The 19,644-nt window shown below is 73.2% G+C and carries 16 protein-coding genes and 1 pseudogene; 12 read left to right on the forward strand and 5 right to left on the reverse strand.

The features are described from left to right. The first annotated feature begins 87 nt into the window (after positions 1-87). Positions 88-2,451, forward strand: coding sequence for a heavy metal translocating P-type ATPase (locus ACFV5H_RS04355; RefSeq protein WP_385192746.1), 2,364 nt, complete (start codon positions 88-90; stop codon positions 2,449-2,451). 8 nt (positions 2,452-2,459) lie between these two features. Here ACFV5H_RS04355 and ACFV5H_RS04360 read toward each other — a convergent pair whose 3' ends face one another. Both ACFV5H_RS04360 and ACFV5H_RS04365 read right to left on the reverse strand, forming a co-directional pair. Continuing rightward, positions 2,460-2,957 (reverse strand): flavodoxin domain-containing protein, encoded by a 498-nt coding sequence (locus ACFV5H_RS04360; protein WP_385192748.1) that lies wholly within the window; start codon positions 2,955-2,957, stop codon positions 2,460-2,462. 122 nt (positions 2,958-3,079) lie between these two features. Beyond that, positions 3,080-5,479, reverse strand: a complete 2,400-nt coding sequence (locus ACFV5H_RS04365) for a glycoside hydrolase family 65 protein (RefSeq protein WP_385053403.1) — start codon at positions 5,477-5,479, stop codon at positions 3,080-3,082. Between the two features lie 480 nt (positions 5,480-5,959). Here ACFV5H_RS04365 and ACFV5H_RS04370 point away from each other — a divergent pair. From ACFV5H_RS04370 to ACFV5H_RS04390, 5 genes and pseudogenes are all read left to right on the forward strand, one after another. Next, positions 5,960-6,654 (forward strand): annotated as a pseudogene (locus ACFV5H_RS04370) (DUF4389 domain-containing protein). A gap of 64 nt (positions 6,655-6,718) precedes the next feature. After that, entirely contained in the window at positions 6,719-7,231 is a 513-nt protein-coding gene (locus ACFV5H_RS04375; RefSeq protein WP_385192750.1) for a flavodoxin domain-containing protein, read from the forward strand. 812 nt (positions 7,232-8,043) lie between these two features. After that, positions 8,044-8,925 carry a universal stress protein gene (locus ACFV5H_RS04380; protein ID WP_385053395.1) on the forward strand — a complete coding sequence of 294 codons (882 nt, stop codon included), beginning with the start codon at positions 8,044-8,046 and terminating at the stop codon, positions 8,923-8,925. Between the two features lie 27 nt (positions 8,926-8,952). Next, positions 8,953-9,834 (forward strand): universal stress protein, encoded by an 882-nt coding sequence (locus ACFV5H_RS04385; protein WP_385053392.1) that lies wholly within the window; start codon positions 8,953-8,955, stop codon positions 9,832-9,834. A gap of 132 nt (positions 9,835-9,966) precedes the next feature. Then, on the forward strand, positions 9,967-10,221 hold the full coding sequence (locus tag ACFV5H_RS04390) for a LapA family protein (protein ID WP_385053390.1): 255 nt from the start codon (positions 9,967-9,969) through the stop codon (positions 10,219-10,221). A 362-nt stretch (positions 10,222-10,583) separates the two neighbouring features. Here the strand turns inward: ACFV5H_RS04390 and ACFV5H_RS04395 are convergent, their stop codons facing one another. The 3 genes from ACFV5H_RS04395 to ACFV5H_RS04405 all read right to left on the reverse strand — a co-directional run bounded on the left by ACFV5H_RS04395 (position 10,584) and on the right by ACFV5H_RS04405 (position 14,179). After that, positions 10,584-11,630, reverse strand: a complete 1,047-nt coding sequence (locus ACFV5H_RS04395) for an alcohol dehydrogenase catalytic domain-containing protein (RefSeq protein ID WP_385053387.1) — start codon at positions 11,628-11,630, stop codon at positions 10,584-10,586. Between the two features lie 88 nt (positions 11,631-11,718). Then, complete coding sequence (locus ACFV5H_RS04400) at positions 11,719-13,200, reverse strand: AAA family ATPase (protein ID WP_385192903.1); 1,482 nt, start codon at positions 13,198-13,200, stop codon at positions 11,719-11,721. A gap of 103 nt (positions 13,201-13,303) precedes the next feature. Continuing rightward, positions 13,304-14,179, reverse strand: a complete 876-nt coding sequence (locus tag ACFV5H_RS04405; protein WP_385053384.1) for a universal stress protein — start codon at positions 14,177-14,179, stop codon at positions 13,304-13,306. 280 nt (positions 14,180-14,459) lie between these two features. Here ACFV5H_RS04405 and ACFV5H_RS04410 point away from each other — a divergent pair, with 280 nt between their 5' ends. From ACFV5H_RS04410 to ACFV5H_RS04435, 6 genes are all read left to right on the forward strand, one after another. Then, complete coding sequence (locus tag ACFV5H_RS04410) at positions 14,460-15,065, forward strand: hypothetical protein (protein WP_385192752.1); 606 nt, start codon at positions 14,460-14,462, stop codon at positions 15,063-15,065. 35 nt (positions 15,066-15,100) lie between these two features. Further along, on the forward strand, positions 15,101-16,492 hold the full coding sequence (locus ACFV5H_RS04415; RefSeq protein WP_385192755.1) for a nicotinate phosphoribosyltransferase: 1,392 nt from the start codon (positions 15,101-15,103) through the stop codon (positions 16,490-16,492). 11 nt (positions 16,493-16,503) lie between these two features. Further along, positions 16,504-16,788, forward strand: a complete 285-nt coding sequence (locus tag ACFV5H_RS04420; RefSeq protein ID WP_385053376.1) for a DUF1876 domain-containing protein — start codon at positions 16,504-16,506, stop codon at positions 16,786-16,788. Between the two features lie 128 nt (positions 16,789-16,916). After that, the gene (locus tag ACFV5H_RS04425; RefSeq protein WP_385192757.1) at positions 16,917-17,384 is read left to right on the forward strand and encodes an Hsp20/alpha crystallin family protein; all 468 of its coding nucleotides are present in this window, start codon (positions 16,917-16,919) and stop codon (positions 17,382-17,384) included. A 130-nt stretch (positions 17,385-17,514) separates the two neighbouring features. Continuing rightward, entirely contained in the window at positions 17,515-18,390 is an 876-nt protein-coding gene (locus tag ACFV5H_RS04430; RefSeq protein ID WP_385192759.1) for a pyridoxamine 5'-phosphate oxidase family protein, read from the forward strand. Positions 18,391-18,405: 15 nt separating this feature from the next. Beyond that, a complete protein-coding gene (locus tag ACFV5H_RS04435) occupies positions 18,406-19,401 on the forward strand; it encodes an Acg family FMN-binding oxidoreductase (RefSeq protein WP_385053367.1) in 996 nt (331 codons plus the stop codon). The last annotated feature ends 243 nt before the right edge of the window (positions 19,402-19,644 follow it).

Consider the following 19,644-nt stretch of genomic DNA (forward strand, 5'->3'; position numbering starts at 1 on the left):
GTGAGGGGATGCCCGAGCGACCGGTCCGGCCGGGCGGGTGGCCGTCCCCGGCTGACCGTCGCCAACCGCTGACCGGTGAGGAATGCCATGATCCACGCCAATCCCGCCGACGACACCCGCCGGGCCGGCTCACAGAAGCCGGTGCCGGGCCCTGCCACAACACCGGCTGGGCCGTCCTGGCTCGAACCCGTCCTCCTGGCTGTCACGGCCTCGTCGCTCACGGCAGGGGGCGTCCTCCGGCTGCTGGGCCACAGCGATGCCGCCGGCCTGTGCTGGGCGCTGGGCACGGCCTCCGCCGTCGTGCCCGCGATCGGCTGGGTGGTGGCCGCGCTGCGGCGTGGCCACGCCGGCGTGGACCTCATCGCGGTCCTGGCCCTCGGCGGCACCCTGGCCGTCGGCGAGTATCTCGCCGGGGCCCTGATCGGTCTGATGCTGGCCACCGGGCGCGTGCTGGAGACCGCCGCGCAGCGGCGCGCCTCCCACGACCTGCGTGCGCTGCTCGCGCACACGCCCCGCACCGCCCGTCGGCGCACCGGCACCGAGGTCCGCCCGGTTCCCGTCTCCGAGGTCGCCGTGGGGGACCTTCTCGTCGTCGGCGCGGGCGAGGTCGTCCCCGTCGACGGGCAGGTGGCGGGCCCGGCGGCCGTCCTGGACGAGTCGGTGCTCACGGGCGAGTCGGCGCCGGTGGAACGGGAGCCCGGGCAGCCGGTGCGCAGCGGAGTCGTGAACGCGGGCGGGGCCTTCGACCTGCGGGCCACGGCGACCGAGCAGGACAGCGCCTACGCCGGGATCGTGCGCCTCGCCCGGCAGGCGGGCGCGGAAGCGGCCCCCGTCGTCCGCCTGGCCGACCGCTACGCGGCCTGGTTCCTGCCCCTCTCGGTGGCGGTCGCGGGGCTGGCCTGGCTGCTGAGCGGCTCCGCGGTGCGGGCCGTGGCGGTGCTGGTGGTCGCCACCCCCTGCCCGCTGCTGCTCGCCGCCCCGGTGGCGGTCGTCTCCGGTCTGTCCCGGGCGTCCCGGCTGGGTGTGGTGGTCCGGGACGGCGGCGCGCTGGAGCGCCTGGGGCTGGCCCGCACGCTGCTGCTCGACAAGACCGGCACCCTCACCGGCGGCCGCCCGCGCGTGGTCGACGTGACCGCGGCCCCCGGTGGGAAGCCCGCCGAGGTGCTGCGGCTGGCGGCCACTGTGGATCAGTACTCGCCGCACGTCCTGGCCCGCGCCATCGTCGACGCGGCCCGTGAGCGCGGGCTGGAGCCGTCGATGGCGACGGATGTGTCGGAGGAGGCCGGCCGGGGCGCGTACGGCGTGGTCGAGGGCCGAAGGACGGCCGTGGGCCGTCCGGAGCCCGCGGCGGTGGTCCCGGACTGGGCGCGGGCCGCGGAGAACCGGGCGCTGCTGGACGGCGCCGCCGTCGCCTGGCTCACCGTCGACGGTGTTCCCACGGGAGCCGTCATGCTGCGTGATCCGCTGCGCCACGACGCGCCACGCGCCCTGAGACGGCTGCGTACGGCCGGCATCGGCCGGATCGTGATGCTCACCGGCGACCGGCCCGAACCCGCCCGCGAGATCGCCGCCGTCCTGGGACTCGACGGCGTACGGGCCGAACTGACCCCGGCCGACAAGGTGGCCGCGGTCCGCACGGAACGCGGGCGCGCCGTCACCGTCATGGTCGGCGACGGTGTGAACGACGCACCCGCGCTCGCCGCCGCGGATGTCGGCGTGGCGATGGGGGCACGGGGTTCCACCGCGTCCTCCGAGGCCGCCGACGTCATCCTCACCACGGACCGGGTGGACCGGCTGGCCGACGCCACGTCGATCGCCGTACGCACGCGTCGTATCGCCGTCCAGAGCGCCCTCGGGGGCATGCTCCTGTCGCTGGCGGCCATGGGCGCGGCCGCCGTGGGACTGCTGCCCCCGGCCGTCGGCGCGCTGCTGCAGGAGGGCATCGACGTGGCGGTCATCCTCAACGCACTGCGCGCCCTGCGCGTGGACCGAGGTGCCCGGCCCGCCCTCGAACCCGCCGCCGAGGCCCTGATCCACCGCTTCGCGGCCGAGCACGAGGACCTGCAGGACGTACTGCAGGCCGTACGTGACGCCGCGGCCCGGCTCTCGGGCCCCGGCGGGGACGGGCAGGCCCTGGAGTCGGTGCGCGAGGTGAACCGGCTGCTCACCGGGCGGCTGCTGCCGCACGAGCACGCTGAGGAACACCAGCTCTATCCGGCTCTCGAACCGGCACTCGGCGGACCCGAGGCGACGGCGACCATGAGCCGCGCCCACGCCGAGATCGAACGGCTCGCCGGGCGGGTGGCCGCCCACCTGGCGCTCGCCGACGCGCAGGGCGCACTGGAACCCGGGCAGCTCGAGGATCTGCGTGCCTGTCTCTACGGCCTGCACACCGTGCTGCGGCTGCACTTCACGCAGGAGGAGGAGAACTACTTCTCCCTCGCTCCCTGATCGCGCCGTCAGCCGCTCCTCAGCTCGCGGCCGATCCCCGCGGCCCACGCCTCGATCCGGCCGAAGTCGCGGAAGTCCCCGCCCTTTCCGTTGCGCAGGATCATCCGGGCGACCCAGCCCTTCGCGCCCTCCCGCAGACAGCCGCCGAAGGTGACGTGGTCCCGGGCGTCGAGCCGGACCACGGCCTTCCGCACCCAGGGCACGGGCGGGATGTCCCGCTCCGCCGCGGAGGCGTCGAGCGGTCCGCTGCTGAAGAGCCACAGCGGACGTCCGGCCAGCTCCTTGTCGTGGCGGCGGACGAAACGGCGGGCATCCCGGTGCCAGCGGCCGGCGTACAGTCCGCCGCTGACCACGACCGCGTCGTACGACGCGGCACTCGCGACGGACCCGGCGGTCCGCGCCTCGGCCGTCATCCCTTCCTCGCGCAGGACTCCGGCGACGGCCTCGGCGATCTCCGCCGTCGATCCGTTCGTCGTCCCGTAGGCGACCAGCACGTTCTTCGCCATGACGGTCCACCTCCTCTCACGGCCCGCACGACACGGTGTCCGTCCGACTGTCGTCGCGCGCCGCCCGGGCACCGGCCGAGCCGGCCGAGGACCCACGGCGACGTTCTCATCATGACGTGCGGTCAGTCCGTCGGCAGCTGGAGCGTGCAGGTCTCTCCGGGAGCGACGGTGACGGCCCGGTCGGCCAGGACCACGCGGAGCGGCGACTCCTCCGAATCCGGTACCGCGAGTTCCAGCCGCCCGCTGCGGAGCCTCAGGCCGATCCCCCGGTGACCGCGGTAGCTCAGGGCGAACCCGTACTCCGACAGGGCCGGCAGCGGCACCGGATCCAGCGACAGGGCGTCCCCGCGGGGTGCCAGCCCCGTCAGGCCCCGCTGGACCAGATCGAGCGTGCCGGCCATGGCCCCCAAATGGATGCCCTCCCCCGTCGTGCCGCCTTGGACATCGGCGATGTCCGCCTCCAGGGCCTCATGGAAGTACTGCCATGCCTCGGCCCGCCTCACCCGGGCGAGAACCCAGCCGTGCACCAGTTCACTGAGGGTGGAGCCGTGGCTGGTGCGGTGCAGGTAGTAGTCGACGGTCCTGCTCCAGATCTCCTCGTCCAGGTGGTGTCCGAGGCGGCGGAACAGGCTCCGCAGCTCCGTCGGCGGGAAGAGGTAGCCGAGCATGAGGACGTCCGCCTGCTTGGACGCCTTGTAGCGGTTGACCGTGTCGCCCTCGGCCTCCAGGATCCGGTCCAGCCGCCGGATGCTGTCGTAGCGCGCCCGGTAGGCGTCCCAGTCCAGCTCGGTCAGGTCGTCGTACCCCTCGAACTGGCTGATGACGCCCTGGTGGAACGGCACGTACAGCCGCCGGGAGACCTCCTCCCACTCCGGGAGTTCGTCTCCGTCCAGACGGACGCGCTCGAACAGTTCCTGTCGGCGCCAGGCGGGAAGGCGGCGCAGCAGGTCCAGGGCGCGGGCGACGACCCATGCGGCGGTGACGTTGGTGTACGTGTTGTCGTCCAGTCCCGGCCGGTCGGCGCCGGGGTAGCCGTCGTGGTACTCGTCGGGGCCGACGACCCCCCGGATGCGGTAGCGGCCCGTCGCGGGATCGAAGACCGAGCTGTCCGTCCAGAACCGGGCGATCTGCACCAGCATCTCCGCACCCTTGGTGTACAGGAACTCGGTGTCGCCGGTGGCCTCGCAGTACTGCCACACGTTGTAGGCGACCGCCGAGCCGACATGGTGCTGGAGCCGGGAGTTGTCCGGCAGCCAGCGGCCCGAGCGGGGGTTGAGATGCAGCTCCTGGGTCTCCTCACGGCCGTCACTGCCGCTCTGCCACGGGTACATCGCCCCGGCCCGCCCGATGGCGGCGGCGGACCGGCAGGCCCGGTCCAGGCGCCGGTGACGGTAGGCCAGCAAGGACCGCGACACCTCGGGGAAATGCAGGTTCAGATAGGGAAGGACGAAAAGCTCGTCCCAGAACACATGCCCCCGGTACGCCTCGCCGTGGAGCCCCCGGGCCGGCACACCCACGTCGAGGTCCGCCGTGTGCGGGGACAGTGTCTGCAGCACGTGGAAGAGGTGCAGCCGCAGGATGCGGCCCGCCTGGCCCGGGATGCGGATGTCCGCGCGCCGCCACATCCGCCGCCAGGCGGCGGTGTGCGAATCCAGCAGGGCGGCGAAGTCCGGGGCCGCGGTCACCCGGTCGGCCGCCGCGCCGAGAGGATCACCGATCGCGGCGTCGCGGGAGGTGTGCAGCGCCACGGTCTTCTCCACCTCGACGGGCCGGCCCGGAGCGATCGGGATCACCATGCGGTGGACCGCACGACGTCGGTCCGGGCGCAGTTGTGAGAAGGAGGGCGGCGGCCCCACGACGACGGTCCGGGCGGCCATGGCGATCCCGATACCGGACGTGCTGGTCCGGCAGCACAGCCATGCCGTCCCGGGCTCCCGCGCACCGGTGCGTACGCGTGCCAGGTGGCGGCGGTCGAGGGCCCGGTAGCGGTGGACGTTGGTGTTCATCACCTCGCCGTCCAGGGCGGACTCGACCTCGACGTCCCCCGACCAGTTCTCGGCGGTGAGCACCGTCCGCAGCGCCGCCAGATGCGGGTCCTCCATGTGCACCAGGCGGATCTGTTCGACCCGGAGCACTCCCGCGGTCCCGTCCCGGTAACGCGACGTGCGGGTGAGCAGGGCCCGGCGCAGGTCCAGGACCTGCCGGTGGTCGAGCAGGGCGGTGGAGTCCGGGGTGAGCCACGGGCCCCAGGCCCCGCCCTGCGACCGTGTGCGGAATCGCAGCGGCAGCCAGTTCGGAAGGTTGACCATGTCCTCGTTGACGACCCGGCGCCCGGCCACGGCCGACTCGAGGCGGTCGTAGCACCCGGCCCTGTAGGTTCCCGGGCAGTGCACCAGGCCGGCCCCGCACTCGGGGAACGCGCCGCGGGTGGCGAAGCAGCCGTTGCCGAGCGTGCAGAGCGATTCCCGCAGCCGCTCGGCGGCGGGGTCGTACCCTTCGTACTCCCACGTCCACTCCGGCATCGGCCGCCTCCTGGCCCCGTCCCGCCGCATACAGCAGATGGAGCGGCACCGTGTGCCGGGTCGCCTCTCGCGCCGCCCAGTCCACCGCCTCCAGGCTCGCCTCGGCCCTGTCGGTCCCGGCCACCAGGGGAATGGTCACCGCCCGCGCCTCCTCCCGTGCCGGGTTCCGGATCCCCTTCCCGCATGCCGTCACTTCCAGCTTCGTACGGGGCGGCGGCCGCCGCCATGCCGTGGGAGGCGGGGCGGGACGAGCGTGCGGTGGCCGGCGTCCCCGCGGGACGACCGGCCCGGCCCGGTGCACCGCTCGGCCCGTGCCGCCGTGGGCGGCCGCGCCGATACTGGGATCAGGGCATCGGTGGAGTCCTTCCCCGGTGACCGGTCGCTCGACGCCCGTGCCCCGCCCGGTTCGCCGGCAGAAACAGGACGAGCGCCCGCGTCACCGCTCGTGATCGTCACCGGAATCCGAAGGGACCGGTCACCATGAGCACGCATATCGAGCCCCCGGCCGTGCCGCCGAGCGGGACGGCGCCGCCAGGTCATCCCGCGCGGCTGACGGCGGTCCTGGACGCACCGCTGTCCCGCTGGCTGTGGCTGGTCAAATGGCTGCTCGCCCTTCCCCACTACGTAGTCCTCGTGTTCCTCTGGGTGGCGTTCGCGGGGGTGAGCGTGGTGGCCTTCTTCGCCATCCTCTTCACCGGACGCTATCCACGGCCCCTGTTCGACTTCAGCACCGGTGTGCTGCGGTGGAACTGGCGCGTGGCGTACTACGCCTACGGCGCCCTGGGCACCGATCGCTATCCGCCGTTCACCCTCGCCGATGTCCCGGCTATCCGGCGCACTTCGAACTGGCGTACCCGAAGGAGCTCTCCCACGGCCTCGTCCTGGTGAAGTGGTGGCTCCTCGCCGTCCCGCACTATCTGGTCCTGGGCTTCTTCCTCGGCGGCGCGCGCCCGGCCTGGTTCTCGGGCGGCCTCATCGGGCTGCTCGCGCTGTTCGCGGGCGTGGCGCTGGCCGCGACCGGACGTTATCCGCGCGGCGTCTTCGACCTGGTGACGGGGCTCAACCGCTGGGTGCTGCGAGTGGCCGCCTACGCGGCTCTGCTCACCGACGTGTACCCGCCCTTCCGGCTCGACCAGGGCGGCCGGGAACCACAGGAACCACCGGTGCCGTCATGACAGCGCGCTCGTCCGCCCGCCGGCGCGGCCGGCCGGCGGGCGCCCCCGTGAGGAGGTGCTCCTCGTGGACGTCCTCGTCGGTTACGCGACCGCCCACGGCTCCACCCGGACGATCGCCGAGCGGATGGCCGCCGTGCTGAGCCGTGCGGGGCTGACGGCCGAGGCCAGGTCCATGGAGGAGGTCGAGGACGCCGGCGCGTACCGCGCGTTCGTCCTCGGCAGCGCCGTGCACGGGCAGAGCTGGCTCCCTCCGGCCAGGGAGTTCGTACGGGACAACCTGGACGTGCTCGGCCCCCGGCCCGTGTGGATCTTCAGCGTGGGGATGCCCGCCGCACTGCGCGGGCCGTGGCGCCGTCTGGCCCCCAAGGAACTGCCGGCCGTCGAGGACGGCCTGCCGCCGGATCTGCGGTACCGCGGTCACCGCCTGTTCTCCGGGGTCGTCGGGCGCGGCCAGCTCCCCCGCTCCGGACGCGTGTTCTTCCGCCTGGTGGGCGGGCGCTTCGGTGACTTCCGGGACTGGGAGGCCGTCGACGACTGGGCGGCCGGTATAGCCGGAGAACTCCGCCCCGGTCCCTGACGTGGGTCCGTACCCCGCTGACGGCGGGTGTGCGCACACACCGACCCGCCGGGCGTGCCGCCATCGGGATCGTCCTGGCGTCCGTCCGCCTTCTCCTCGTGCACCGGGACCGTGACGGTCAGTACCACGTCCCGCAGCACGGAGGCCCACGTCAGGCCCGGGCTCTCCCTGAACCCCCGGCCACCGCCCGGTCGGGAGAGCACCGGACTTCCAGCTCGACCTCCGGTGCCCGCGCCGGCGTGTCGGTGACCGTGCGGGGGGAGACCACCGCGCGCGGCGCGGCCGGCCGCCGGTGCGGCAGGGAGGGTGCCCGCACCGTCGGGGAGAGACCCGCGACCCGGGCGGGCCGGTCGTCCGCCGTGCGGTACTCCGCCCGGACCGACAGCCCGTCGCGTGCCGCACCGTGGCGGTCGAGGAAGCGCCGCGCAGGAGGCGACCGCTGCCACGAAGAGCTCCACCGGCGTGGGGGCGGTGTCCTTTTCCCCGTCGGACAGCGGCTGGTCGGCCGTCAGGACGTGACCGCGGACCCGTATCCCGAAGGCGTCCCCGCGATCGGAGTCACCTCGGCCGCTCCCGGTCGGCCCGCGGGTCCCGGATCCACGGCAGTCGCCTGGTACAGCGGCGGCCCGGCCAGGCGCCGCGCTTCCTCGGCCGTCAGTGACGCCCACATCTCACCCTCGCCCCAAAGGTCTCTTTCCTCCGTACTCGAGTGGGGACCGTTCGCCCTCGTTTGAAATTCCGTTCACGGCCCACTCTGGCTGAAACACTCGCGGCCACGGGTGAGCGGAACCGATCCGCTGGAGGTGTTCACCATGCCCGTCGACGGACGCAAGCCGATCGTGGTCGGTGTCGATCCCGACCCGGGCAGACCGGTGGCTCTCTCCTGGGCCGCCGACGAGGCGGACCGGCGCCGCCTTCCCCTGACACTCGTGTACACGCAGGGCGGGCCGGTTCCCGGCTTCCGGCTGGAGGGCAGCCCTCCTTCGTGGGAGAAGTGGCGGGACGACCCGCACACGGCGGGCGACGACGTGCTCGGGCGCGCGGTCGCGTTCGTCGAGTCGCGCGCTCCCGGCGTGGACACCTCGGCCGTGCTGGCCGAGGGGCACCCGGCGTGGGTCCTGGCCGAACACTCGCGTGACGCCGCACAGGTCGTGGTCGGCTCCTGGCGTCTCGGTACCGCACGGGAACTGTTCGGCTCGTCCGCCGTCGCTCTGCCGTTGACCGCCCACGCGGCGTGTCCGGTGGTCGTGGTGCGGGAGGCGGAGCACACCGCCCAGCAGCCGCCGTACTTCGTCGTCGGCGTCGACGGCAGCCCGCACTCGGCCGCCGCCGTCGACCTCGCGTTCGAAGAGGCCTCCCTGCGGAGTGCCTCCCTGCGCGCGCTGTACGTCTGGCGCCCTCCGTTGCTCGGGGTGCTGGACGAGGGCGCGGCGGTGCAGGAGTGCCGCCGGCTGCTGTCGGAGACGGTGGCCGGGCGCGGCGCCGCGCATCCCGAGGTGGAGCTGCACCACGAGGTCGTGAAGGGGCATCCGGTGCAGGAGCTGACGACGGCTTCCGCTCACGCGCTCGGCCTGGTGGTGGGTACGCGCGGGCGCGGCGGCTTCCGCGGCATGCTGCTCGGGTCCGTGAGCCAGGGTTCCCTTCACCATGCGCGCTGCCCGGTCTTCATGGTGCCGCGCGAGCGGGAACGGTAGCGGGGCCCGGCAGGGAGCGTTGTCGCCATGGATCAGTCGGTGGTGGTGGGGGTGGACGGGTCGCCGTCGAGCCTGGACGCGGTGGAGACCGCTGCCCGTGAGGCCGTGCTCCGGGGCGTGGGGCTGCGGCTGGTGCACGCCTTCGGACGGCCGTCCCCGCATGTTCCGCACCCCGGCCCGCCGTGGAGTCCGGCCGAGGCAGGGGTGCGTGAACTGGTCGACGGCACCCTGGCGGAGGCCGAGCGTCGGGCCCTCGACTCGGTCCCGGGAGTCGAGATCGCCCGGGACGTCGTCCTGGGCGAGCCGTCGACGGTCCTCGCGATCGCCTCGCGCACGGCCGCGCCGGCGGTGGTCGGCAGCCACGGCCGGGGCGCCGTCGCCGGCCTGCTGCTCGGCTCGACCGCCGGGCATCTCGCGGCCCACGGCCGCTGCCCGGTGCTGGTCGTGCGAGGACGGCGGGCCCCGGACGGTCCGGTGCTGCCGGCGGTCGACGACGCGCCCTCGTCGGCACCGGCCGTCCGCTTCGCCTTCGCCGAGGCGCGTCTTCGCGGCGCAGCCCTCACCGCGGCACACGTGTGCCGGCCCGGAAGCGCGGACGCCTACGACGGACCGGCGGACCCGCCTTTCGTGACGTACGGCAGAGACCACCTGCGTGACCATGCGGAACACGTGCTCGAGGCGGCGCCGGCCGAGGACGAACAGAACTACCCGGATGTCACGGTGCATCACCGCCCCGCCGTCGGCCGGGTACGCCACACTCTCCTCGGGGCCGGCGCGGACGCGGGGCTTCTCGTGGTCGGTGCGCGGGGCAGGGGCGGGTTCACGGGTCTGCTCCTGGGGTCGGTGAGTCAGGCCGTCCTGCGCCATGCGCAGTGCCCCGTCGCGGTTGTCCGGGACGTCCGGGAGTGACTTCCCGCCACCGGCGTGCGGCCCTCCGCGGTCGGCGCTCGCCGGACCGGGCCCCGGAAGTCCTTGATGGGGTGTTCCCGGACGCGGATTCTTGAGTCGCCGATGCGGACGGGCGGCCCGACAATGGGCTGTATGGCCCGGAACACCGCGCGCGCGAACGGTCCGGCGACCGTGACGGTCAAGGGACGGGCCGTCAGACTGCGCACCATCGGCTTCGTGCTGCTCGCCGGCCTGGCCGTCTGGTTCATCGCCGCCAACACGGAGTCGGTCACCATCAGACTGTGGGTCCCGACCGTCACGCTCCCGCTGTGGGGCGTCCTCACGGTCACGCTTCTCGTGGGCATGGCCCTCGGTCTGCTCATCGCCCACCGGCGCGCCCGCCGGTAGCGACCCGCCGGAGCAGCTCGGCGAGCACCAGGGGTGGCGCCCATCGCCACGCCGGTGCGGGCGGCCCGCAGCGCGGCCGCGTCGTCGACGCCGTCCCGGGTCATCGCGACGACGTGACCCCGGCCCGGCAGGACCCGCATGATCACGGACTTGTCCTCGGGCGCGACGCGCGCGAGGACACCGATGCCGTCGATCCGCGCCGACAGGGCCGGGCGCCGCCTCCACCTGTCCGGCGGCGATGTACAGCCGCGGGTACCGTTCGTCGATCCGGTCGAGCACGCGGCGCGGCGCCTGACGTGCGTGGTACTGGGGCCCGGCGGTGCCCGACTTCCTCGTCGCCCCGGCGCGGACCGGGTGACCTGCTACGGGGACGGTTCCGGCAGCTCGCGGTGGAGCACGACTTTGAGGGCGCCGGTGTCCGGTCCGTGCGAGAAGACCTCGTAGGCGTCCTCCAAGCGCTCGAGGGGGAACCGGTGGGTGACGAGCGGGAAGACCGTGAGGCGTCCGTAGGCCAGCAGGTCGAGCAGCCAGGGCGTGGAGGAGGTGTCGACCTGGCCGGTGCTGATCGTGACGTTCTTGCGCCACAGGGCCCCGAGATGGAGGGTGGCGGGTCTGCCGTGCATGCCGATGTTGGCGATGTGCCCTCCCGCGCGCACCACGCGGGTCGCCAGGACGAAACTGTCCGGATCGCCCGCGGCCTCGATGACGACGTCGGCGCCGGGCCCTTCGGACAGCTCGGCGACCATCCGCCCGGGGAGTTCGGCGGCATGGGCGCCCATACGGGTGGCGGACGCCAGTCGGGACGGCGACAGGTCCATCGCGACGATCCGCCGGGGCGAGTACGGGCGGGCCAGGACCACCGCGGCCAGGCCCACAGGACCCGCGCCCACCACGACGACGGTGTCACCCGGGCCCACATGTCCGTTGCGCACCCCGGCCTCGTAGGCGGTCGGGAGGAGTTCGGCGAGCAGGACCGCCTCGTCGAGCGGGAGGTACAGGGGCCGGCGGTGTGTGGAGGAGTCGGCGAAGGGAACACGGACGAACTCGGCCTGCGTCCCGTCGATCTCCTGGCCCAGGATCCGTCCGCCGCCGCCCCGGCACTGTCCGTACAGGGCGTCGTGGCAGGACGGACAGTGCCCGCAGGCCGACACCGACGACACGATCACCTGGTGTCCGGCACGTCGGGTACGCACCCCCCGGCCGGCTTCCACCACCTCTCCGACGGCCTCGTGGCCGAGGACCGTCCCCGGTTTCACCTCGGGAAGGTCACCCCGCCGGATGTGCAGATCGCTCCCGCAGACGGTGGTCGCGTCGACGCGTACGATCGCGTCGGTGTCCTCCTCGATCACGGGATCGGGAACCGTGTCCCCCGATGTCCGCCCGGGTCCGTGATGGACGAGTCCGCGCATGGCCGCTCCCTCGCTCGCCGTCTCCTCTCCACCGTCACCCCCGGGGACTCCCGGGCAACACGGCGGTGCCCGCCCCGCTCCCTGGCCGTCAGTCCGGCTGCATGTAGGGGCGGCGGAAGACCGGCGCCCGGCCCGTGCCCCACGGGCGCACGGCTGCCAACGCCTGGACGACCGCTGCCTCCAGAGGGCCACCGGTGTCGACCGCGACGGCCTCGGGCCACGGCTGCTCCTCGGCCGCCATGGCAGCGGCCACGGCGATGTCCGCATCGGACACCGACGCTCCCGCGGTACGGGAGTCGAGACGGGCCTCCGCCACCTCGCCGGGAACCCGGCAGTGCAGGGCCACCAGGTCCGCACCGGTGCGTTCGGCCGTACGCAGGGCCGCTTCGCGCCGCCCAGAGTCGGACCAGGTGGCGTCCAGGACGACGGATTCCCCCGAGGACAGGAGGGCGGCCGCGCGGTCGAGCAGTTCGGCGTACGTCCTGGCGGTCCACTCCGGGCTGTACAGACCCTCGCCGTAACCGGCCGCCGCGGACTGCTCCGCCGGGATGCCGGCCAGTTCCTTGCGCAGTCGGTCGCTGCTGAGCAGGGTCACCCCGAGGCGGTCGGCCAGGGCCCCGGCGAGCGTGGACTTCCCGCTGCCCGGCAGCCCGCCCACCAGGGTCAGACCGACGGCGGAGGCGCGCAGGTGCCGCAGCGTCGCCGTGACGAGCCGTCGGGCCACCGCCCCGGCACCGGGCGCACCCTGGCGTGACCGGATCAGGGAGACCTTGGCGCGGACGAACGCCCGGTAGGCCACGTAGTGGTGCCACAGTGAGGGGGGCGCGGGGTCGCCGGAGTACTCGCTGTACCGGGCGAGGAAGTACGCGGCCGATTCCGGGGCGCCGAGCTGCTCCAGGTCCATGGCGAGGAAGGCGGCGTCGTCGAGGCCGTCGACGTGGCGAAGGCGGTCGTCGAACTCCAGACAGTCCAGGATGCGGGGGCCGTCGTCGAGGCAGAACACGTCCTCGGCCAGCAGGTCGCCGTGGCCGTCGACGACCCGTCCCTCCCGGATCCGGGTGTCGAACAGCTGCTCACGGCCGGCGAGGTACCGGCGCACCAGCCGCTCGGCCTCGTCGACGCCGTCGGGCAGGGGGATCTCGTCGGCCAGGGCACGGACCTGCGCGAAGCTCGCCTCCCACCTCGATGACAGCGCGTCGCGGCTTCCCTGCGCGTCCACGTCCGGGCTGCGGGGCGCGTCCGCGTGGCGTGCGGCGAGCTGACGGGCCACGGACCGCAGGACGTCGTCGACGGCGGCTCCCTCGCGTACCAGCCTGGACAGACGGCGGTCCGCCGGCATGCGGCGCATCACGACGAGCGGTTCGGCCTCGTCCGTGTGCGGCAGACGGATCTCTCCCAGGCCCAGGTAGACGTCCGCGGCGAAGCGGCGGTTGAGGCCGACCTCCTGTTCGCAGGCGGCCCTGCGGGCCGCCACCGTGGTGTAGTCCAGGAACTTCAGATCGACCGGCTTCTTGATCTTGTAGGCGTGGTCGCCGAAGAGGAGCACGATCGCGGTGTGCGTCTCGTGCAGCTCCGCGCGCGGGAACGTGACACCGTCGGGGCCGGAGCCCGGACGGAGCACGGACGCGTCGGTCCGGTGCGCGGCTGTCGTCGCTTGCCTCCGGTCGTCCGGCTCAGTCATGGGGGACGACCACGACGGGGCAGCGCGCGTGGTGGATGGCGGCATGGACGACGTGTCCCAGCTTGGGTGCCAGAACGCGGCGGTGCCTGCGCCGGCCCACGACCAGCAGCCCGGTGCTCCGGGCGGACCGCAGGACCGCCCGGGCGGGGCTTTCCAGGCCGATGCCGTCGGCCACCTCCACCTGCGGGTACTTCTCGCGCCAGGGGTGAAGGACCCGGTCCAGTCGCTTCCGCGCGTCCTGCGTGATGTCGTCGGCGACCTCGTGGTCCACCCCCCAGGGAACGTGGGCGTGGATGGGCAGGCTCTGTCCGTGGACGGCCCGCAGTGGCACGTTCCTTGCCGCTGCCGTGGCGAAGGCGAACGCGAGCAGGTCGTCGCAGGGGCCGTGCAGCTTCAGCGCGATCATGACGTCGCCCTGCCCCCCGGGTGCGGTCGGCGGGGCTTCCGTACGGGTCCCGGCACGGACCAGGACGACCGGCCGCTCGGCATGTGCCGCGACCGACATGCTGATGTCGCCGAGGAAGTAGCTCTCGGCGAGTTCCAGCCCGCGCGAGCCGAGCACGGTCATGGAGGACTCCGACGCCGCGTGCAGCAATGCGTCCCGGGCCTCGTCCGCCACCAGATTGCCGACGACGGCGAGACCTGGATGGAGCCTCTGCAGTTCCGACTGCGCGTTGTGCACCAGCCGCTTCGCCCAGTAGTTCTGGTCGATCTCGGAGGGGTCCTTGGCCGGTTCCGGCGCGAGCATGGGCCACGCGTGCAGCAGGCGCAGCGTGAAGTTGCGGCGCTCGGCCTCGTCCGCGGCCCATCGGGCGGCGGAGAGACTCTCGGGTGAGCCGTCGAGGCCGACGGTGATCACTGGCTCCATGGCACCTGCCTCCCTCTCGTAAGAAGCTGGAAAGGTGGTGACCGGGCAGACCTCTCCGGAAGCGCGGTACGCCACGCGGTGCCCGCCACCACTCATTCGAGAGTTACCGCAAACCCTTCCGCAGTGCACGCGGACCCGACGCCGGTCGGAGGCCGCGCCGAAGGCCGGCACCGAAGCCCGAAGGGCCGCCCACCAGGGACCTTCGGCCCAGTGACCGGAGCCCACCGCCGTTCGACGGTGGTAAGGGAAGCGACCAGCGCCAAGTGCTGGAGGCCCGACGATGAGTACCCGGAGTTCACCGTACGCGTCCGGTCCGCTGCCACCACGCGGGGATCGGACGTCCAAGGAGCACAATCCCCTGATCCGTACGTCGGACCGGGTCGAGTCCTGGCTGCGTCGCGTGCTGCTGGTCGTCCTGCTCGCCGGACTGCCGGTGGCAGGACTCGTCGTCGGCAGGACGACGTACGAGTCGTCGATACAGACGGTGCGGACCCAGTCGGCGGAGCGGCAGCAGGTCGGTGCCCGGGTGATGTCGATCGCCGAGAACGTCGGCCAGGCGGTGAGGGAACGGGCGCAGGTCCGCTGGGCGGACAGCAGCGGCGCGGTGCGGACGGCCACCGCCCTCCTGAAGCCGGGCATGACCGAGGGCGCCACGGTGCGCGTCTGGGTGGACCGGGACGGAACCGTCACCGGTCCGCCGCTGACGAAACGCCAGGCCCTGACGAACGGCTGGTTCGCCGGAGGCATCACGGTCATCGGTGTGACGGCCGGAGTCTTCCTGACGCGGGCAGGGGCTCGCCTGGTACTGGACCGCAGGAGGTACGCGCGGTGGGACGCCGAGTGGGATCTGGTGGAGCCCGGGTGGGCCGGCCGGTTCCGCCGGTGACGCCCGGCGAACGGAACGGAAGGGAGGCGGCGGCGATGTCCGAGGCGACGACCACCGATCTGTACGAAGTGACGATGGCCATGTCCTATCTGCGGGAGGGGATGACCGGTCCGGCGACGTTCGGCCTCTTCGTCCGCGATCTGCCGGCGGAGCGGGGCTTCCTGGTCGCGGCGGGGCTGGAGTCGGCCCTGGATCACCTGTCCGGCCTGCACGTCGGCCCGGAGGACGTCGACGCCTTCGCCGCCGCTCTCCACCGGCCGGCACGGGATCTGGAGTCTCTGCTCGGACTGCGGTTCACCGGCAGCGTGCGGGCGGTGCCGGAGGGACGGATCGTCCTCGCGGGAGAGCCTCTGCTGGAGGTGACCGCTCCGCTTCCGCAGGCCCAGTTGGCCGAGACGTACGTGCTCAACCAGGTGAGTCATCAGACGATGATCGCCTCGAAGGCCGCGCGCTGTGTGCTCGCGGCGGCCGGACACCCGGTCGTGGACTTCTCCCTGCGACGGACCCACGGCCCGCAGGCCGGGTTCCAGGCCGCCCGGCTCGGCGCGATGACCGGTTTCGCGGGGACCAGCAACGTGGCCGCGGCCACGTCCATGGACCTGCCCGCCGTCGGCACCATGGCCCATTCGTACGTGGAGGCGTTCGAGGACGAGGAGGAGGCGTTCCGCGCGTTCGCCCGGACCCACCCCGGCCCCGTGACCTTCCTGGTGGACACCTACGACACCGAGGAGGGCGTCCGCGTCGCGGCACGCGTGCTGCGGGACCTGGACCGCGGACCGGGTTGCGCCGTACGCCTGGACAGCGGCGATCTGGGAGCCCTGGCGGTGCGGACCCGGTCCCTGCTCGACGAAGCGGGTCCGACCGATGTGCGGATCACCGTCAGCGGCGGGCTCGACGAGTACGCCGTGGACGACCTGGTCCGCTCCGGAGCACCGGTCGACGTCTACGCGGTCGGCACACGCGTCGGGGTCTCGGCCGACGCGCCGTATCTGGACTCCGCGTACAAAATGGTGGAGTACGAAGGGCGACCGGTCATGAAACTCTCGTCGGCGAAGGTCACGGCGCCCGGGCGGAAACAGGTGTTCCGTCGGCCCGGTGGTGCCGGCACGATCGGTCTCGCCGACGAGCGGCCACCGCAGGACGGCGAACCGCTGCTGGAAACGGTCATGCGGAACGGGCAGCGCACCGGCTGCAGGCCGACGCTTCGGGAGTGCCGGGAGAGGTTCTCCGCCGACCTGGCCGCACTGCCGTCGGCCGCCCGGCGGATCCGTGGCCCCGTCCCACCTCGTGCGACGGCCTCCGAGCGGCTCGGTGCGCTCACCGAACGGGTCCGGCGCCGTATCACGGACCGGGTGGGGGCACCGGCCGGGCGGCAGGCGGTGTCCGGACGCCCCGGTGCGGGGTCCCGCGGGTCCGTCCCGAGCTGAGGAGGACAGCGATGTCGCACACCCTGGAATGGAAGGCCCGCGTCTACCTCTTCGAGGAGGAGGGGACCACGAAGGCCCGAGCGGTGATCGACACCGGGACCACGGTGCTCACCGGCCACGGCACCGCACGCCGGAACCCGGCCGACGCGGATGTACCGGAGATCGGCGACGAACTGGCCGCGGGCAGGGCCGTGCAGGATCTGGGCCGGCAACTGCTGGACATCGCCGAACGCGACGTCCGGGGCACGGGCACGGCACGGCCGGACCCCCGTCCGGCCGTCGGGTGGCCGATGTGACCGCGTTCCGCGCCCCGGCGAGGAAACCTTTCGGATCCGGGGCCCGCCCGGGTACCCGGTCCGGTGAGCAGCGGAGACATCTCCACGGCCGGATGCTCCGTGGATCAGAGACCGAGGAGGACGGACCGATGACACTTCCCGTACGCCGTGGCAGGGGTCCGGTCTCCGGATGGGCCCCGTTCCGGGAGCTCGAGGAGCTGCGCACCCGGACGGACCGGCTCATGCACTCCGCTTCCCCCTTCCCCGGCAGCGGTTTCCCCCGGACCGAGGCGGGGGCGTGGGCGCCGTCGGCCGATGTCGAGGACACCGAGGACGCCTACCTGATGGAGCTCGAGGTTCCCGGCGCCGACAGGGACCGGATCACGGTGGAGACCGGCGACGGCGAGCTCGACATCCACGGCGAGATCAAGGAGAAGGAGCGCACGGGAGTGCTCCGCAGGCAGGCCCGGCACGTCGGGCAGTTCGACCACCGCACGAGTCCGCCTCCGGACGTCGACACCGGGGGCATCACCGCGGAGTCGGCCGACGGAGTCCTCACCGTGCGCGTCCCCAAAGTCGAGAAGGCCAGGCCGCACCGCATCGAAATCACCGGCTGAGGGAGACGGGACCGGCCGATGCGCCGTGCGGCGGCCGCAGGCCGGTGTCCGCCTCTTCCGTCACCCGACGGTCTTTCGACGGTCATGTCGGGAGAGTCGCACACCGGTATGTGAGGAAAGGGAAACGATCATGCGAGCTCACCTGGGCGATCAACTCGTCATCGAGAGTCCGGCGACCGGCGGCACCAGGCGCGACGGCGAGATCGTCGGGCTGCACCACGAGGACGGCACACCCCCCTACGACGTGCGCTGGTCGGACACGCTCGACGTGACGCTCGTCTTCCCCGGCCCCGACGCCCACGTCAAGCACCTCGGACATGAACCCGAAACCGATGCCGGCGCGCCCTCGCGCGGCGATCCGCCCGACCCCGGCGACATCGGCCGGCGGGTCGCCACCGAACGCGAACGGCAGGGCCTGACCCGGGAGGAGACGGCCCGCCGCGCCCGGATGGCGCCGGACTATCTCGCCTACCTCGAAGAACACCCCGGCGATCCCAGCCTGGCCACCCTCGTCCGGCTGGCCGCGGCACTGAACACCGACGTCCGGGCACTGCGCGGTGGTGGCGCCGACCTGCCGCCCGGCCAGGGCATGGCGCTGCTGCACCCCCGGCTCCGGGACCTCGGGCCGGAGGAGTGCCGGACCCTGCTCTCCACACACGGTGTCGGACGTGTCGCGGTCGCGACACCCGAGGGCCCCGCAGTGGTACCGGTCAACTACGAGGTCGTCGACGACGCGATCGCCTTCAGGACCGCTCCCGGTTCCGTGCCCGCGGCGGCCGTGGGGTCGGAGGTCGCCTTCGAGGTCGACCACCTGGACGAGGCCATGAGCCAGGGCTGGAGCGTTCTCGCCGTCGGCCCCGCGCAGGCGGTCACCGAACCCGACGACGTACGACGCCTGACCGAACACGCCCACACCTCACCGTGGGCCGGAGGTGAACGCGAGATGTGGGTGTCGATCCGGCTCACGCAGCTCACGGGCCGCCGCATCACCCCTGCCGGACAATGAGCGGGAGGCCCTTCTGTGAACCAGCCGGCGCTGTCCGACGAACGTGTGACGGCCCTCGTGCGCGACGCGGCCGCCGCCCCGTCCATGCACAACACCCAACCGTGGCGGTTCCGCTACCTCCGCGGCAGCCGCACCTTCGAGATGCGCGCGGATCCCGGCCGCGTCCTGCCGCACGCCGACCCGCAGCAGCGCGCCCTTCACCTCGGCTGCGGCGCCGCCCTGCTGAATCTGCGCGTCGCGCTGGTGCACGAGGGCCGGCACCCGGAAACCCGGCTCCGGCCCGACCCGGCCGCCCCCGGCCTGCTCGCCACCGTGCAGCCGACCGCCCTCGGCACCACCGGCAGCGGGCTCGCGGCGTTGTATCCGGCGATCCACCGACGGCACAGCAGCCGCTATCCCTTCGACGACACGCAGATCCCCCAGCGGATCCGCTCAGCCCTCTCCGACGCCGCCGACCGCGAGGGGGCGGCGCTCACCTTCCCGTCCTCCTGGCATCTGCAGGAAGTGCTCGAACTGCTGGCGGAAGCCGAAGCACGCAACCTCACGGATCCCGGCAGCAGCCAGGACCTGGCGGAATGGACCCGCATCGACGACGCCTCGTCCGTGAGCACCGCATCCGACGGAGTGCCCGGCTACGCTTTCGGGCCCCGCAAACTGGGCGGCAGGGCTCCCATGCGGGACTTCGCCGGGAACAGGCCGGTGGCCGGCCGCGCCGCCGCCGAGTTCGAACGGGCACCACAACTGGCGGTCCTCAGCACCGCGCACGACCGCCCGGAGGACTGGCTGCGCGCCGGCCAGGCCATGGAACGCGTGCTGCTCCTGGCCACCCTCGAAGGCCTGTCCAGTTCCTTCGCCACCCAGGCCCTGGAATGGAGCGACCTGCGCTGGCCGCTGCGCGACCCCGTGTCCGGGACCGGGCACACGCAGATCGTGCTGCGCCTCGGATACGGCCCCGAGGGTCCGAGCACTCCGCGACGCCCGGTGCCGGACATCCTCGACATCGAGCCGTGACCGGCGGTGTCCGGGCCCCCGGCCGCAGCCGGCCGCAGTCCGACACCCGCGACCAGAACGACACCGGTACCGAGCAGACCCAGCATGAACAGCCAGACCGTGGCTTCCGAGGGGGAGGCCCGGGGATCAGGCTGCCTGGCGCAAGGTCCGGATCGGGTACCCGCCCGCCAAGTACACCGCTCGCCCGGTTCCCACAAACAGCACATGTCCTCACGCCTGAGCGACCTCCACGGGACGAGCCCG

This window comes from Streptomyces sp. NPDC059787 (assembly GCF_042732315.1).
Classification (GTDB): Bacteria; Actinomycetota; Actinomycetes; order Streptomycetales; family Streptomycetaceae; genus Streptomyces; species Streptomyces atrovirens.